The 15,183-nt window shown below is 69.2% G+C and carries 14 protein-coding genes; 5 read left to right on the top strand and 9 right to left on the bottom strand.

What is annotated here, in order from left to right:
* Positions 1 to 24: 24 nt before the first annotated feature.
* Both ACH438_RS00470 and ACH438_RS00465 read right to left on the bottom strand, forming a co-directional pair.
* Positions 25 to 744, bottom strand: a complete 720-nt coding sequence (locus ACH438_RS00470; protein ID WP_396999553.1) for a TIGR03089 family protein — start codon at positions 742 to 744, stop codon at positions 25 to 27.
* On the bottom strand, positions 732 to 2,126 hold the full coding sequence (locus tag ACH438_RS00465) for an LCP family protein (RefSeq protein WP_397000694.1): 1,395 nt from the start codon (positions 2,124 to 2,126) through the stop codon (positions 732 to 734). The genes ACH438_RS00470 and ACH438_RS00465 overlap by 13 nt, the downstream gene beginning before the upstream one ends.
* Before the next feature lie 310 nt (positions 2,127 to 2,436).
* Between ACH438_RS00465 and rfbD the strand changes: the two genes are divergently transcribed.
* The 3 genes from rfbD (at position 2,437) to ACH438_RS00450 (ending at position 5,375) form a co-directional block, all read left to right on the top strand.
* Positions 2,437 to 3,312 (top strand): dTDP-4-dehydrorhamnose reductase, encoded by an 876-nt coding sequence (rfbD, locus tag ACH438_RS00460; protein ID WP_396999551.1) that lies wholly within the window; start codon positions 2,437 to 2,439, stop codon positions 3,310 to 3,312.
* A gap of 11 nt (positions 3,313 to 3,323) precedes the next feature.
* Positions 3,324 to 4,220, top strand: a complete 897-nt coding sequence (locus tag ACH438_RS00455) for a glycosyltransferase family 2 protein (protein ID WP_396999549.1) — start codon at positions 3,324 to 3,326, stop codon at positions 4,218 to 4,220.
* 63 nt (positions 4,221 to 4,283) lie between these two features.
* Positions 4,284 to 5,375: a sugar phosphate nucleotidyltransferase gene (locus ACH438_RS00450; RefSeq protein WP_396999547.1), complete on the top strand. Its 1,092-nt coding sequence runs from the start codon at positions 4,284 to 4,286 to the stop codon at positions 5,373 to 5,375.
* A 226-nt stretch (positions 5,376 to 5,601) separates the two neighbouring features.
* Here the strand turns inward: ACH438_RS00450 and ACH438_RS00445 are convergent, their stop codons facing one another.
* The gene (locus ACH438_RS00445; protein ID WP_396999545.1) at positions 5,602 to 6,030 is read right to left on the bottom strand and encodes a DUF4267 domain-containing protein; all 429 of its coding nucleotides are present in this window, start codon (positions 6,028 to 6,030) and stop codon (positions 5,602 to 5,604) included.
* A gap of 89 nt (positions 6,031 to 6,119) precedes the next feature.
* Here ACH438_RS00445 and ACH438_RS00440 point away from each other — a divergent pair, with 89 nt between their 5' ends.
* Complete coding sequence (locus ACH438_RS00440) at positions 6,120 to 6,704, top strand: TetR/AcrR family transcriptional regulator (RefSeq protein ID WP_396999543.1); 585 nt, start codon at positions 6,120 to 6,122, stop codon at positions 6,702 to 6,704.
* 61 nt (positions 6,705 to 6,765) lie between these two features.
* On the opposite strand, the gene ACH438_RS00435 is transcribed toward ACH438_RS00440, so the two are convergent.
* A complete protein-coding gene (locus tag ACH438_RS00435; RefSeq protein ID WP_396999541.1) occupies positions 6,766 to 7,584 on the bottom strand; it encodes an SDR family oxidoreductase in 819 nt (272 codons plus the stop codon).
* A 154-nt stretch (positions 7,585 to 7,738) separates the two neighbouring features.
* On the opposite strand from ACH438_RS00435, the gene ACH438_RS00430 reads away from it, so the two are divergent.
* Complete coding sequence (locus tag ACH438_RS00430) at positions 7,739 to 9,220, top strand: phytoene desaturase family protein (protein ID WP_396999539.1); 1,482 nt, start codon at positions 7,739 to 7,741, stop codon at positions 9,218 to 9,220.
* A gap of 453 nt (positions 9,221 to 9,673) precedes the next feature.
* On the opposite strand, the gene ACH438_RS00425 is transcribed toward ACH438_RS00430, so the two are convergent.
* The 5 genes from ACH438_RS00425 to ACH438_RS00405 all read right to left on the bottom strand — a co-directional run bounded on the left by ACH438_RS00425 (position 9,674) and on the right by ACH438_RS00405 (position 15,087).
* Positions 9,674 to 10,603: a cation diffusion facilitator family transporter gene (locus ACH438_RS00425; RefSeq protein WP_396999537.1), complete on the bottom strand. Its 930-nt coding sequence runs from the start codon at positions 10,601 to 10,603 to the stop codon at positions 9,674 to 9,676.
* Between the two features lie 67 nt (positions 10,604 to 10,670).
* On the bottom strand, positions 10,671 to 11,918 hold the full coding sequence (gene manA / locus ACH438_RS00420; RefSeq protein WP_396999535.1) for a mannose-6-phosphate isomerase, class I: 1,248 nt from the start codon (positions 11,916 to 11,918) through the stop codon (positions 10,671 to 10,673).
* A complete protein-coding gene (locus ACH438_RS00415) occupies positions 11,918 to 13,117 on the bottom strand; it encodes a tobH protein (RefSeq protein WP_396999533.1) in 1,200 nt (399 codons plus the stop codon). Before ACH438_RS00415 ends, manA begins: the two co-directional genes overlap by 1 nt.
* Before the next feature lie 73 nt (positions 13,118 to 13,190).
* A complete protein-coding gene (locus ACH438_RS00410) occupies positions 13,191 to 14,567 on the bottom strand; it encodes a phosphomannomutase/phosphoglucomutase (protein WP_396999531.1) in 1,377 nt (458 codons plus the stop codon).
* A gap of 130 nt (positions 14,568 to 14,697) precedes the next feature.
* Positions 14,698 to 15,087 carry a DUF3499 domain-containing protein gene (locus tag ACH438_RS00405; protein WP_397000692.1) on the bottom strand — a complete coding sequence of 130 codons (390 nt, stop codon included), beginning with the start codon at positions 15,085 to 15,087 and terminating at the stop codon, positions 14,698 to 14,700.
* Positions 15,088 to 15,183 lie beyond the last annotated feature (96 nt).

The raw sequence follows: 15,183 nt of genomic DNA, 5'->3' as shown, positions 1-15,183 counted from the left end.
TCTCAGGAGCTTCGTAAACGAACCTCAGCCCTGCCGCCGCGCGGTGATCCGTTCGGTGCCGATGCGACGCTCCTCGGCGGCGGGGTCCGGGTTGGCGACCTGGACCAGGGACGCACCCGAGACCAGGACCGCCACGAAGCCGTCGATCACCTCGGCGGGCGTCTGCCACGAACTCGACGACAGCACCCGATCGCCGGCGGTGAAGCCCTGCCGCGCGGCCGATTTGCGAGCCTTGTCCAGTACCTCGGACACCGACTCACCGTCCAGCGCGCACCCCACGCCGCCCGGATGGAACTGATCGCCGTGCACCCGCACCGACGACGCGTAGTCGGTGACGCCGATCGGCAGATCCCGCACCGGCATGCCCATCGGATCCAGTGACAGCGCCGCCACCTCCGGAATATCCCCGGCCTCCGCGATGCGATCCGCGGTGACCAGCGCCAGTTCGGCGTCCGGATCGGCGTGCAACACCACCTCCACCCCGGCCCACCAGCAGCCGAGCAGGACGGCCGCGGTCTGCCAGTGCGCGGGCAGCAGCACCGCCACCCGGCTGCCCGAGGACAGCCCGAACTCGTCGCGAATCATATTGGCGGTCTTGGCCGCCCAGTTGGCCAGCGTCAGCGCGGACAGTTCGATCCGGGCGCCGGCGGCGTCGTCGTAATAGGTGATGCGCGGGCCCGCCGGATCGCGGGCGAGGATGGGGTCGAGCACCGCGTCGGTGAGGGTCTCTGTCAGTTGACGCATTTCGGTCCGTTCTGGCCGGCATCGATGGGTGCGGCGGGCGCTACGGGGATCGCGGTCGCGGTGCCCCCGGAGAAATCGAAGGTACCGGCGCCCGTCGCCGAACCCGGCCCAGAATAGTCACTCGCGAGAACCACCCGGATCGACCCCTCCGCCAGGCCCGATTCCGAGATCACCGGGAGCCCGCCCAGCGCCTGCGCCACCGCGCGCGCCTTGGGGTCGCCGCTGGACCCGGCCAGCACCCGGCTGGTCTGGATCGGGCCGCCGATCCAATTGTCCACCGTGCCGGTGCGGAAACCCTTGGCCGCCAGCGCCGTCGCCGCCTGCCCGGCCAGGCCGCCGGTGCCGCTGGCGTTGTAGACGTCCACCGCGAAGCTGGTGGTGTCGACGCCGGAATCCTCGCCCACCGCCTTCGCCACGAACTTGTGCACATCGGCCGGATCGACCTTCACCACCGATTCGCCGTTGTCGGTCCAGCCGGCCAGATCCTTGACCGGGATGGTCTCGAACTTCACCAGCCCGCCGGACAGATCCTTCAGCTCGTTCAGGAAACTGAGCACATCCCAGCCGTCGTCCAGCACCACCGTGCGGCCGAGCGCGTCACTGAGGTCGCGCAACCGGCCCGGACTGGTCAGCATCTTGGCGCTGAGCGCCTGATGCACCAGCTGCGCCATGTAAACCTGCTGCCGCACAATACGATCCAGGTCGCCGCGCGGCAGCTCGTGCCGCTGCCGCACGAAACTCAGTGCCTGCGCGCCGTTCAGCTGCTGCTGACCGGCCGGGAAGTCCGCGCCCGAAAGCGGTTCGTCCACCGCATTGTTCAGGCACACCTCCACCCCGCCGACGGCATCGGTGAGCAGCACGAAGCCGAGCAATCCGACCTCGGCGTAGTGGTCCACGGTGATGCCGGTCAGATTGCCGACGGTCTTGATGAGCGCCTGCCGCCCCGCCAGCGTGGACCGGCGGTCGGCCTCGGCGGGGGCGACGCCCTGATCGATGAGCTTCTGCTGCTGGGTCGCCTTGGTCACGCCGTAGGCCGAATTGATCTTGCCCATGCCGATTCCCGGAATGTCCACATAGGAGTCGCGCGGAATCGAGATGGCCATCGCCGACTGCCCGTCATTGGGCACCCGGATGAGGATGATGGTGTCGGTATTGAGGCCGCCCTCGTCATCGTCACCGGCGTGCAGCATGGCCAATTCGTCTGCGGTCAGCGGATTGCCGTGCGCGTCGGCGCGCGCGTCGATGCCGACCATCAGAATGTCGGTCGCACCGTCGGAATTGCCACCCAGCCCCAGATTGCCGATCCGCTCGATCCCCGAGATCAGCTGATCCACGCTGTGCCAGCCCAATCCGGTGAGCACCAGCACCAGCACGGCGAGCATCGCCGCCAGCGTGCGCTGCGGATACTTGCGATGCCAGGGCGTGCGCGAGTTGCCGAAGGCCGGGCGGCGCCCGCCGAAGGACATGCGGGAGCGACCGGAGGCGGGTAGGCGCGACGGTAGCGGCACCGATGCCCTCGTGCTCTCTGGCAACTCCACTGTCCTTTCCCGGTGTGCCCCGAAGACCGTACTCGGCTGGTCGAGGTGCTGTCCGCGAGTGGAATACCCCCTTGTGTGCAGGCTAGACGCGGTAGCCAGAATGTCGCTGTAGCCCGCGCTCCGTGAGTCGCGGAGTCGTGCCAGACTGTCGGCCGTGACTTCCGCTTCCCCCGTGACTCCCATCACCGCACCGCTCGTGGTGACCGGAGCCCACGGACAGCTCGGCCGCGCACTGCTGCGGCTCGCACCCGGCGCCCGGGGCCTGGGCCGCGCCGAACTCGACATCACCGATGCCGACGCCGTGCGTGACGTGGTGAAACCCGGTGCCGTCGTGATCAATTGCGCGGCCTACACCGCCGTCGATCAGGCGGAGACGGATGCCGACGCGGCCTTCGCCGTCAATGCCACCGGACCCGGGGTGCTGGCGGGCGCGTGCGCGGCGGCCGGGGCGCGATTGATTCACGTATCGACCGACTATGTGTTTCCCGGCACGGCGGACCATCCGTATGAGCCCGGCGACCCGACGGGACCTGCGACCGTCTACGGCCGTTCCAAACTCGAGGGGGAGCAAGCGGTGCTGCGCATCGCACCCGCGGCGCACATAGTGCGGACCGCCTGGGTGTACACGGGACAGGGCTCGGACTTCGTCGCCACCATGCGGCGGCTGGAGGGTGAACGCGACACCGTGCGCGTGGTGAACGACCAAATCGGTTCGCCCACTTACACCCTCGATCTGGCGGCCGGCCTGCTGGAATTGGCGGCCCGCCCGGAGCTGCCGGGCGCGCACCGGATCCTGCACGCCACCAATGCCGGGCAGGGCAGCTGGTTCGATCTCGCCCGCGCGGTCTTCGCCGGCCTCGGCGCCGATCCGGAGCGCGTACTGCCCTGTGGCACCGCGGATTTCCCGAGACCCGCTCCGCGCCCGGCATATTCGGTCCTTTCGGGCAAATCCTGGGTTGCCGCCGGACTTGCCCCGCTGCGTGATTGGCGACTCGGACTGAGTGACGCACTGCACGGCATCTCCGACTAGGCTGGCCCCCCGTGAGCCCCTCGGATCAAGTCGGACGGCCGACCATCGCCGTCGTCACGGTGACCTACTCGCCCGGTGAGCACCTCGAGCACTTCATCAGCACCCTGGCCACCGCAACCAGCGAGAAACCACAGGTCATCCTCGCCGACAACGGCTCGGTGGACGGTTCACCCGAACTGGCCGCCGAGGCCAACGCCCATGTCCGGCTGCTGCGCACCGGCGGCAATATCGGGTACGGCGGCGCCATCAACCGCGCGGTCGCCGAGATCGACCCCGATATCGAATTCGTCATCATCGCCAACCCGGACGTGCGCTGGGGCACCGATTCCATCGACACCCTGCTGGCGGCCGCGCGCCGCTGGCCGCGCGCCGGCGCGCTCGGCCCGATGGTCCTGGAACCGGACGGCAGCATGTACCCGTCCGCGCGTTCGGTGCCCGGTATCGCCGACGGCGCCGGGCACGCCATCCTCGGCTCGGTCTGGCCCGGCAACCCCTGGACCCAGCGCTACCGGCAGGACAGTGCCGAACCCTCCGAGCGCCCGGTCGGCTGGCTGTCCGGTTCCTGCCTGCTGGTACGCCGCGCCGCCTTCGACTCCATCGACGGATTCGACTCCCGCTACTTCATGTATATGGAAGATGTGGACTTCGGTGACCGCATGGGCAAGGCGGGCTGGCACAATGTGTTCGTACCATCGGCCGAGGTCACGCACGCCAAGGGACACGCCGCGGGACGCCACCCCGAGACGATGCTCCCCGCACACCACGCGAGCGCGTACCGCTTCCAGGCCGACCGGCACCCGCACTGGTGGCAGGCTCCGCTGCGGCTCGCGCTCAAGGCTGGACTTGCGATCCGCTGCAGGCTTGCGGTTCGATCTGCGCTGCGTGAACGCGACAAGGCTGTCAGCTGAGCCGCGGGAACGCGACCGATTAGTCTCTTTGAGGCTCACCGACACCTGACCACAGGGGAGAAGATGGCGAACAGCGGTAGTACCGCCGGGTCTACGGACGCGGTGATCCTGGTCGGAGGCCAGGGCACCCGACTGCGTCCACTGACCCTGTCCGCCCCCAAGCCGATGCTGCCCACGGCCGGACTGCCGTTCCTGCAACACCTGCTGGCCCGCATCGCGGACGCCGGCATCACCCACGTCGTCCTCGGCACCTCGTACAAGGCCGAGGTCTTCGAGGACCACTTCGGCGACGGGTCCGACCTCGGGCTCGAACTCGAATACGTCACCGAGGCCCAGGCCCTGGGCACCGGCGGCGGCATCCGCAATGTGCTGCCCAAACTGCGCGCCGACACCGTCATGGTGTTCAACGGCGACGTGCTCGGCGGCACCGACCTCAACGCGGTCCTGGAAACGCACCACACCTCCAATGCCGACGTCACCCTGCATCTGGTGCGGGTCAGTGATCCGCGGTCCTTCGGCTGCGTGCCCACCGACGAGACCGGCCGGGTCACCGACTTCCTGGAGAAGACCCAGGATCCGCCGACCGACCAGATCAATGCCGGCTGCTACGTCTTCCGGCGCGAGTACATCGAGAAGATCCCCGCGGGCCGCCCGGTCTCGGTGGAACGCGAGGTCTTCCCGTCGCTGCTCGCCGAGGGCGCCCACATCCAGGGCCACGTCGACATGTCGTACTGGCGGGACATGGGCACGCCCGAGGACTTCGTCCGAGGCTCCGCCGACCTGGTCCGCGGCATCGCGCCCTCCCCGGCCCTGCCCGGCCAGCGCGGTGAATCCCTCGTCCACCCGGGCGCGGGCGTGGCGCCGGGCGCACTGCTCATCGGCGGCACGGTCGTCGGCCGCGGCGCCGAGGTCGGTGCGGGCGCACGGCTCGACGGCGCCATCCTCTTCGACGGCGCCTGCGTGGAAGCCGGTGCCACCGTGGAACGTTCGATCATCGGCTTCGGCGCCAAGATCGGCCCCCGCGCCCTGGTCCGCGACGCGGTCATCGGCGACGGCGCGATCGTCGGCGCCCGGTGCGAACTACTACGCGGCGCACGCGTGTGGCCGGGAGTGGACATCCCGGACGGCGGCATCCGCTTCTCCACCGACGTGTAGCAGCAGACGCACTGCGAACGGGCCGCTCCTGCACAGGAGCGGCCCGATTCGTGTGCGGAGCGGCCGGATCCAGCCGCTGCGGGCCGTGGGTGCGGCATCCGTCTCCGGTGGTAGCGGCCGCGATCTGCCCGCGGGCCTTACGAAACAGGCCGCTCCCAGTGGGGGAGCGGCCCATTTCGTTTGCGGGGCTGTGCTTTTCGCGCTCAGCGTTCCCGGTCGGTGAAACTCATCCCACTGCGATGGAGGTCACGGCCGGGGATTCGGCTGCGGCCGTGCGGCGTTCGCTGAGCACCAGCGCTCCGGTGACCGCGACCAGCGCCGCGGTCAGGCCGTGCACCCCGAAAGCCGTTGCGGTGGAACCGTCGTGGCGCAGGACGGAGAGCATATCGCCGGTCGGGATGAGGGCCTCCACCAGCAGCAGGCTGCCGAGGGCGCGGCGCTCGCGGGCCGCGAGCAGGGCGACGATGGCGAGGCCGGAGACCACGTCGCGGACGCCCTTCACATTCAGGAAGTCGGCGGCCTGCCCGGTCGGGTAGGTCTTGAAGCCGAAGGTGGGGGCCATGCCCTGCGGGTCGGCGAGGTAGCGGACGCCGATGTAGGTGATGAAACCGGCGCCGGCGAGCGCGAGGGCATTGGCGATGCGCGAGGTCTTCATTGCTGTGCTCCAGAATCTAGCGATGCTAACTGATGAAGCAACGCTAACTGATGCATAGATAGCTTGTCTAGCGGTGCTAGAGTTTTCTCATGAAAGTCACCCAGACCCGCAAGGAACGCGAGCGCTCCGAACGCCAGCAACGCATCATCGACACCGCCCGCGAGATCGCCGAGACCGATGGCTGGGACGCGGTAACCGTGCGCAAACTCGCCGAACGCATCGAATACAGCCAGCCCGTGCTGTACAGCCACTTCGCCGGCAAGGACGCCATCGTGTCCGCCGTCGCGGAGCAGGGCTGCGCCGAACTGGCCGCGGCCCTGGGTGACCTCGTCGACACGGCCGGCACACCCGAAGCCGCGCTGGCCGTCGTGGTGGACGCCTACCTCGCCTTCGCGCGCGACAGCGCCGCCCTCTACGACGCCATCTTCGTGCTACCCACCGAACTGAGATTCGGCCCGGACGCCCCGCAGGCGCTCAAGGACGCCTTCGCCGTCCTGGCGCGGGCCTTCGCGCCTTTCGCCCCGCCCGACGACGCGGAGACTTTCACCGAGGTCGCCTGGAGCACCCTGCACGGCCTCGCCACCCTCGACCGGGGAGGTCGGCTGCGGCCCGACTTTCGCGCCCAGCGCGCCGACATACTTGTGCGCGGCTGGACGGCCCGCGCCGGCCGCTGAAAACAACGATGCGGCGCAGTGACAAGCACTGCGCCGCACCATGATTCGTCCTCGAATACGGCTACTCGCCCTGCGCTGCCTGGGCGATCGCATCCCATTCGCGCCATGTGGCCAGGCGCGATTCGTAATCCGCGGTCGCGATCTGCAGCGGCAGCGCGCCCAGGAAGACACGCAGCGGCGGCTTCGGCGCGTCGACCACGGCCAGGATGGCCGTGCGGGTGGCGGTCGGCTCGCCACGGCGCTGGCTGATCCGGCCCTGCGCCCGGGCTTCGCGAATCGAGTCGTAGGCCGGATTCGGGGCGCTGTGCACGGCCGACGGACCGGACCAGTCGGTGCTGAAACCGCCCGGCTCGACCAGCGTCACATGAATCCCGAACGGCGCCACCTCCGCGGCGAGCGACTGCGAGAATCCTTCCAGCGCCCACTTCGAGGCGTGGTACGCGCCCAGCGTCGGGAAGGCGCTGATGCCGCCGATGCTGGACACCTGGATGATGTGCCCGCTGCCCCGCGCGCGCAGGATCGGCAGCGCGGCCTGGGTGACCCACAGGGCGCCGAACACATTGGTCTCGAGCTGGGCCCGGACCTCCGCCTCGGTCAACTCCTCGATGGCGCCGAAATGCCCGTAGCCCGCATTGTTGATCACCACGTCGAGCCGCCCGAAATGCTGGGCCGCCTGCTCGACCGCCGCGAAATCGGCGGCGCGATCGGTGACATCCAGCCGCAGCGGCAGGAAAGTATCCGGATACTTCGCAACCAGATCATCCACGGTGGCGGTATCGCGGGCCGTTCCCGCCACGCGATCACCCCGCTCCAGCGCGGCGAGCGCCCACTCCCGTCCGAATCCCCGCGACACACCGGTAATGAACCAGACCTTGCTCATAAGGCCCTTCCTCAGAGTCTGATCGGTAACGGCCCGGTTGGACCATGCACGTCGACCACGCTAGCCACCTGGAGTGCACTCCAAGCAAGACTTCCACGCACCCCGCCCGCAATCATCCGGGCGCCCCACCCGGAACTCCGCATACCCTGGGCTCATGGCGGACGCGGTGGTGGTCGGATCGGGGCCCAATGGGCTTGCGGCGGCGGTGATCCTGGCGCGGGCCGGGCTCGAGGTCGAAGTGTACGAGGCCGAGGAGCAGATCGGCGGCGGTTGCCGCACCGCCGAGGTGACCCTCCCGGGCTTCCGGCACGACCTCTGCGCCGGCGCCCACCCGATGGCGGTGGCCTCGCCCTTCTTCCGGGCCTTCGATCTGCAGGCGCACGGGGTGGAACTGCTTGCGCCGCAGGTGTCGTACGCGCATCCGCTGGACGGCGGCCGGGCCGGGCTGGCCTGGCGGGACCTGCAGGACACCGCGGACGGGCTGGGCCGCGACGGCCGCTCCTGGCAACGCCTGTTCGGACCGCTGGTGCGCAGGTGGGAGGACCTGGTCGGACTGATCATGTCGGATCTGCGGCATCCGCCCATCGATCCCGCCGGTCTGCTGCGCCCGGACCAGGGCGTCGAAATACGAGTACTGCGCCGCATCCTGGAACAGGCGACGCCGCTGTGGAATCTGCGCTTCCGCGAGGACATCGCGCCCGCCCTGCTGACCGGCGTTGCCGCCCACGCCATCCGGCCGCCGCGCAGTTTCCCGGGCGCCGGGGTGTCCATGCTGCTCGGCACGCTCGCGCACGCGCGCGGCTGGCCGATTCCGCGCGGCGGCAGTCAGAGCATCATCGACGCGCTGGTCGACGATCTGAAAACCCATGGCGGACGCGTCATCACCGGCCACCGGGTGGATTCGCTCGGCGAATTCGACGATGTGCGAGCCGTTCTCCTCGATATCGCGCCCGCCGAATTCCAGCGCATCGCCACCCTGCCCACCCGGTACAACTTCATGCTCGATCGCTTCCGCTACGGCGGCGCGGCCTGCAAGGTCGATTTCGCGCTCTCCGGACCGGTGCCCTGGCAGGCGCGCGGCTGTGACCGCGCGGGCACGCTGCACCTGATCGGCTCGCGCGCCGAGGCCGTGGCCGCCGAAAAGGCCGTGGCCGCGGGCCGGCACGCGGACCGCCCCTATGTGCTGGCCATCCAGCCCGGCGTGGTCGACGGCTCCCGCGCGCCCGAAGGCAAGCACACGCTCTACACCTACGCGCACGTCCCCAACGGTTCGGCGCAGGACATGACCGAGGCGATCACCGCCCAGGTCGAACGTTTCGCCCCGGGCTTCCGGGACCTGATCCTCGCCACGCATGTGCGCACCGCCGCCACCATGCCGCTGCACAATGCCAACTATGTGGGCGGCGATATCTCCGCCGGCGCGATGACCCTGCGCCAGACCGTCTTCCGTCCCGCCCCGCGCTGGAACCCGTACAGCACCCCGCTGCCCGGCGTCTACCTCTGTTCCGCGGCCACCCCGCCCGGCCCCGGCGTGCACGGCATGAACGGCTACCACGCCGCCCGGCACGTCCTGCGCCACGAATTCGACGTCCGCACCGACCCACTGGAACTGCTCACCGACCACTGGCGAATCTGACGACCCGTCCCCGAATCCGCTTGTTACGCTGCGCGTATGGCCGGATACTCGGGTACGCCGCTGCCCCGCAAGCTCGGCATCGAGGAGGGCAGCCTGGTGCTGTTGTCCGGTGCGCCCGCCGATTTCGACCTCGGCACCCTGCCGCCCGGCGTGATCCTGCACCGCCGCGCGGGCGCGGGTCCGTACGACGTGATCCTCGGCTTCTGCCCGGACCACGCCACCTTGTCGCGCAAGTTCGCGGATTGGCGTGCCCGCATGGCCGTCGACGCCGGACTCTGGCTGGCCTGGCCCAAGAAGGCGAGCGGGGTGCCCACCGATCTGAGCGATACCGCGGTGCGCGAATACGGGCTGGCGCAGGGCCTGGTAGACAACAAAACCGCCGCCGTGGACGAGGTCTGGTCGGGTCTGCGCTTCGTCGTCCGTCTCGCTGATCGTTGCCCCGGACGCGCGAGCCTACGGGGTCGGCGCGGCGGGTGTGCGGTACAGATCCGGCTCGATGTAGATCACGCGAGCCGCGGGTACCGCTTGTCGCACTCGGGCTTCCGCGTCGTCGATGGCGGTCGCGATATCCGCGATCTGCAGCCCGGGCACGATCGACACCTTGGCGCCGACCAGCATCTCCTCCGGGCCCAGGTACTGGGTGCGCAGGTGGATGACGCGGTCGATGCGGGTGTCGTCCACCAGTTGTTCGCGAATTGCCTTGTCCTCCTCGGGCGTCGCGCCCTCGCCGATGAGCAGGCTCTGCATCTCGACGATCAGGATGACCGCGATGCAGCCGAGCAGGATGCCGATGGACAGCGTGCCGATGCCGTCCCACACCGGATCACCGGTCGCCATGGTCAGCGCGATGGCGGCGAAGGCCAGGATGAGGCCGATGAGCGCGCCCGAATCCTCCAGCAGCACCACCGGCAGTTCCGGATTGCGCGAATTGCGGATGAACCGCCACCAGCTCGCATTCCCGCGCAGCGGCGCGGATTCCCGCATGGCCGTGGTGAAGCTGTAGCCCTCCAGGCAGATGGCGATACCGAGGATGACGATCGCCACGATGGGATTGGACAAATGCTCCGGATGCTCGATCTTGTGGATGCCCTCCCAGATCGCGTACAGCGAGCCGAGCGCGAAGATCACCAGCGCGACCACGAACGAGTAGAAGTAGCGATTGCGCCCATACCCGAACGGGTGCAGCTGATCCGCCTCCTGCGCCGCCCGCCGCTGACCGAGCAGCAGTAGTCCCTGATTCGCGGTATCGGCCACCGAGTGCACCGCCTCGGCCAGCATGGACGCCGAACCGGTGATCGCCGCGCCGGCGAACTTCGCCACCGCGATCCCGGCATTCGCGCTGAGTGCCGCCAAGATCGCTTTCTTACCGCCACTCGCAGACAAATGCCGCTCCTTCACCCATCACTGTCCGTTTTGTCCGAACTATTCAGGCGGGAAGCCTAGCGGAATACTAGTTGCCGACCATCGCCGTGAAGAGCTGAGCCGCGCCGCCGACGGCCTGCGCGCGAATCCCGGTGTCGGCGGCCGAGATCCAGCCGGCGTGGCCGCACTCCACCCGGAGCGGGCGGCCGCCCTGGAACAACCGCACCGTGCCGTGCGTGACCAGTGCGATGCCGGGTCCGTTGTCCAGCACCGGGATCGGGTCGGCGTTCTCGGCCAGTTCGAAACGGGTCAGGACGAATTCGGGGGCCGGGGTGCGGTAACGGAAGACGCCGTCGCCCAGGGCTTCCGGCTGGATCACCGGAAGGTCCAGGGGTTCGAAGTCCAGGACTCGCAGGAGTTCCGGGACATCCACGTGCTTGGGGGTGAGCCCGCCGCGGAGCACATTGTCGGAGTTCGCCATGATCTCCACGCCTACCCCGCGCAGGTAAGCGTGCAGGTTTCCGGCTGCGAGGAACAGGCCCTCACCGGGTTCCAGCGTGATGCGGTTGAGCAGTAGCGCGGCCAGCACACCCGCATCGCCCGGATAGGCCTCGGCAAGTTCCAGTGCGGTCCGCACCTCGGCGATGAATTCTTTGCGCGTGCCGTCGCATTTCTTGCGGGCGCCGTCGGCGTCCTTCTCCGACAGGTAGCGCACGCAGCCGTCCAGCACCTTGGGCAGCAGGATGCTCAGGGTGTTCTGCGGCAGCGCGATCCACGTGGTGAAGAGGGTGCGCAGGCCGGCCGAATCCGGCTGGGCGGCCAGTAGTTCCGCATACGAGCCGAGCTCCGGGACTTCCAGCGCGTTCAGCAGGCGGACGGTCTGGCGGGGATCGCGGAAGCCGGCGAGGGCCTCGAAACGATCCAGGGCCACCACCAGTTCGGGTTTGTGGTTCTCGTCGCGGTAATTGCGCATGGGGGAGTCGATGGCGACTCCGGTCTGGTTCTCCCGCGCGAAACCGGCCCGCGCCTGTTCGATGCTGGGATGCGCCTGCAGCGAGAGCGGTTCCTCGGCCGCCAGGATCTTCAACAGGAACGGGAGCCGTCCGCCGAATTCGCCCGCGACCGAGCCGAGTTCGTGCTGCGGATCGGCATTGACCACGTCCAGCAGGGACTTGGCGTGGCCGTTGATCCGTAGCTGGGCCGGGTCGGCGGGGTGAGCGCCGAACCAGAGCTCGGCCTCCGGATGCGCGGAGGGGACCGGTCGCCCGCACAGCTGAGCGAGCGCGGTGCGCGAACCCCATGCATAGGAACGCAGCGCACCAACGAGTTCGTGCACTAGTAATGTCCCCCGTCGAATCGTCCCGGCGTCGTCGCCGGGCGGGAACCGAGTAGTCGTAGATAGGCCGCGGCCATCTCCAGCCGAAGCGTCAGCACCGCAAGCTGTTCCAGCTCGGTGCCCCGGACCGGCGCGGTCACCCGGCCCTCTTCACCCGGTTGCGCGGCGCCCGACAAGGCCGCCGTACCGGCGACCTCCGCGTCCACGTTCACCAGATCGGCGTCCACCATGCCGGCGTCCGCCCCGAACACGGCGAGCCGGCGATGCGCCGCCATCTCGTCCGGATCGGAGCTCACCACGAAGATCCGTACCTGTTCCACCGGCGCGGGGCCGTCCAGCTGTTCGTCATGGAACAGTGGGTCGAAGCCCGGCGCCGCCACTCCCGCGGCCTCCACCAGACGAGCATGCGCCGCAATGGTTTCCGCGAGGTTGGCGGCCGTCACGATCTGACCGGTCGCGGCCAGCAGCACCTCGGCGGCATGCGCCGCCACCTGCGCGGCAGCCGGTGAATCACCGGCCAGCACCAGCCGCTTGCGCTGCTGCATGCGGGTGGCGAGGGTCTTGGCGGGATTGTGGAACGCCTCGTTCTGCGGTCCGTCCCGGAGCGCCTCGGCATCGAGCAGGTCTGCCAGCGCACTCAATTCGGGCACCAGCGGACCCATGCGATGCGGATCCAGCGCCGCCAGTACGGCAATGCCGACGGCCACATAGCGCAGCAGGCGATTGTGATCGAGGACCGGCACGCGCGGCGGCAGCATGATCGCCCGCCCCGCACCGGCGGCCCGCATCGGACCCTCGTCCGGCGCGGCCACCACCACCTCGGCGCCGCGGCGCAGCGCGCTGTCGACGGCCTCCGCCAGGCGCGGATCGCCGGAGTCGTCCCCGGCCACCAGCACCACGTCCAGCGGTCCCACCCACGGCGGGATCGACGTGGCCGGCACCACCGGCATGCTGGTGCGATCGCCGAGCGCGGCGATCAGCAGGGCGGCCGCGCGCGCGGCGCGGCCGCTCCCGGAGACGAGGACCAGACTGCGCGGGCGCAGATCGGTCAATCGGCTCAACGCGTTCTCGGCCACGGCCGCGGCGGTCGCCCGTACCAGGGCGCCGCCGGACGCGGCGGAGCGCAAAATACCCCCGGCGTCCGCCGCCTCCAGCGAGGCGACGTCATCGAGGTCGAGTACCGGTGTCCCAGCGATCATCGGGCGTTGCCACCTCCCCTCATCGGGTCACCAGGCGCTGGCGAATCCAAGCTCTGTGATTCCACTATTCCAGTCAGGCGCGGACGATGCTCAGGATCTCGGTCACGAGTGCGTCTACTTCGTCCTGCGATCGTGCTTCGACGTTGAGTCGCAGCAGCGGTTCGGTATTCGAGGCACGCAGATTGAACCAGGCGCCCTCGGGCAGTTGCACAGTCACGCCGTCGAGCCGATCCACCGAGACCGCTCGCTTGTTGAACGCTTCGAGCACCGCCATGGTTCGCTCCTTCGCATCCGGCACTGTCGAGTTGATCTCTCCGGAGGACGCGTACGTGACATACGCGGACGCGAGCTCGGACATCGGGCGGTCCTTCTCACCCAGTGCGGCCAGCACGTGCAGAGCCGCGAGCATGCCCGAATCGGCGCCCCAGAAATCGCGGAAGTAGTAGTGCGCGGAATGCTCGCCACCGAAGATCGCGCCGGTCGCGGCCATCTCCTGCTTGATGAACGAATGACCCACCCGGGTGCGCACCGGGGTGCCGCCCAGTGCGGTCACCAGCTCCGGCACCGCCTTCGAGGTGATCAGGTTGTGGATGACCGTCGCGCCCGGCTCCTTGACCAGCTCGCGCTCGGCCACCAGCGCGGTCACCGCGGACGGCGACACCGGGTCGCCCTTCTCGTCCACCACGAAGCAGCGGTCCGCGTCGCCGTCGAAGGCCAGGCCGATATCGGCGCCGGTCTTGCGGACGAAGTCCTGCAGATCCACCAGGTTCTTCGGATCCAGTGGATTCGCTTCGTGATTGGGGAAGGTGCCGTCGAGTTCGAAGAACAGCGGTTCGATCGTGTACTGCGGCAGCGTGCCGAGCACGGCGGGCACCGTGAAGCCGCCCATGCCGTTGCCGGCGTCCACCGCGATGCGCAGCGGGCGGGAGGCGCTCAGGTCCACCAGCTTGTGCAGGAAGGCCGCGTAGGCCGACAGCAGGTCCTCTTCGGTCTCCGAGCCCTGCGGGCCGTCGAAGGCCGGGACGCCGGCGATGACCTCGTCGCTGATGGTGCCCAGGCCGGTGTCCTGACCGACCGGCAGCGCCTTCGCCCGGCACAGCTTGATGCCGTTGTACTCGGCCGGATTGTGGGAGGCGGTGAACATCGCGCCGGGGCAGTCCAAATGACCCGAGGCGAAGTACAACTCGTCGGTGGAGGCCAGGCCGATGTGCACCACATCCAGGCCCTGCGCGGTGACGCCCTCGGCGAAGGCGGCGGCCAGCTCGGGAGAGGAATCGCGCATGTCGTGACCGATGACGATCCGCTGCGCACCCTCGCCACGCATCAACCGTGCGAAGGAACCCGCGACATCGCGCACGAACCCGGCATCGATCTGCTCGCCCACCACCCCACGAACGTCGTACGCCTTGATAACTGCATGGACCGACTCGGCAGACCGGGCGACTGTCATGGCCACCACCCTAGTAGCTGGCCTCGGGCCATCGCATGCCGTCCCGCCTCTCCGTGTCTTCGGCGCCGGGCAGAGAGCCGTCGCGGCTCCGGGGAAACGTATCCACGGTGGCTGTCCGACCTGCGGCCGGTCAGTTCGGGGGATCGGGGAGGACCCGTAGGTGGCCGCGTCTTCCGGTGCGTCCCGGCCGGGCCGGGCGCTGGGGGGCGGGGTTGTAGTCGGTGTAGCCGCGCGGGTCGGGTTCCGGTGGGCGGCGGCGTAATCCGGCCTCGCGGACGGCCTCGGCGAGGGCGGTGAGATCGTCGTCGTCCGGGGTGGAGGTGGAAAACCCGCCCTCGTGCCGGACCATCTCCCAACCCTTCGGCGCAGTGATCCTGGAAGCGTGCGTTTCACACAAATCCCAGGAATGGGGTTCCGCGACCGTGGCGAGCGGACCGACGACGGCGGTCGACTCGGCGTAGACGTAGGTCAGCGTCGCAACGGCCGGGTTCTTGCAGCCTGGACGGCAGCAACGACGCATGGGAATCACGCCATGCAGGGTAACCCCACGGACGCCCCCGAGGTAGCGGGACACGCTCTAAAAGGCCCGCGAGACGCACGCGATTCCACGCTCCGA

It is taken from the genome of Nocardia sp. NPDC020380, assembly GCF_044386975.1.
GTDB lineage: Bacteria > Actinomycetota > Actinomycetes > Mycobacteriales > Mycobacteriaceae > Nocardia.
Note: the sequence above shows the minus strand (reverse complement) of the source record. Positions and strands in the feature narration are given on the sequence as shown.

What these genes read in the sequence shown, in the direction of transcription:
- ACH438_RS00470 (WP_396999553.1), bottom strand. Translation starts at nt 744, where the DNA reads ATGCGTCAACTGACAGAGACCCTCACCGACGCGGTGCTCGACCCCATC.
- ACH438_RS00465 (WP_397000694.1), bottom strand. Translation starts at nt 2,126, where the DNA reads ATGCTCGCCGTGCTGGTGCTGGTGCTCACCGGATTGGGCTGGCACAGC.
- ACH438_RS00450 (WP_396999547.1), top strand. Translation starts at nt 4,284, where the DNA reads ATGGCGAACAGCGGTAGTACCGCCGGGTCTACGGACGCGGTGATCCTG.
- ACH438_RS00445 (WP_396999545.1), bottom strand. Translation starts at nt 6,030, where the DNA reads ATGAAGACCTCGCGCATCGCCAATGCCCTCGCGCTCGCCGGCGCCGGT.
- ACH438_RS00440 (WP_396999543.1), top strand. Translation starts at nt 6,120, where the DNA reads ATGAAAGTCACCCAGACCCGCAAGGAACGCGAGCGCTCCGAACGCCAG.
- ACH438_RS00435 (WP_396999541.1), bottom strand. Translation starts at nt 7,584, where the DNA reads ATGAGCAAGGTCTGGTTCATTACCGGTGTGTCGCGGGGATTCGGACGG.
- ACH438_RS00430 (WP_396999539.1), top strand. Translation starts at nt 7,739, where the DNA reads ATGGCGGACGCGGTGGTGGTCGGATCGGGGCCCAATGGGCTTGCGGCG.
- ACH438_RS00415 (WP_396999533.1), bottom strand. Translation starts at nt 13,117, where the DNA reads ATGATCGCTGGGACACCGGTACTCGACCTCGATGACGTCGCCTCGCTG.
- ACH438_RS00410 (WP_396999531.1), bottom strand. Translation starts at nt 14,567, where the DNA reads ATGACAGTCGCCCGGTCTGCCGAGTCGGTCCATGCAGTTATCAAGGCG.
- ACH438_RS00405 (WP_397000692.1), bottom strand. Translation starts at nt 15,087, where the DNA reads ATGCGTCGTTGCTGCCGTCCAGGCTGCAAGAACCCGGCCGTTGCGACG.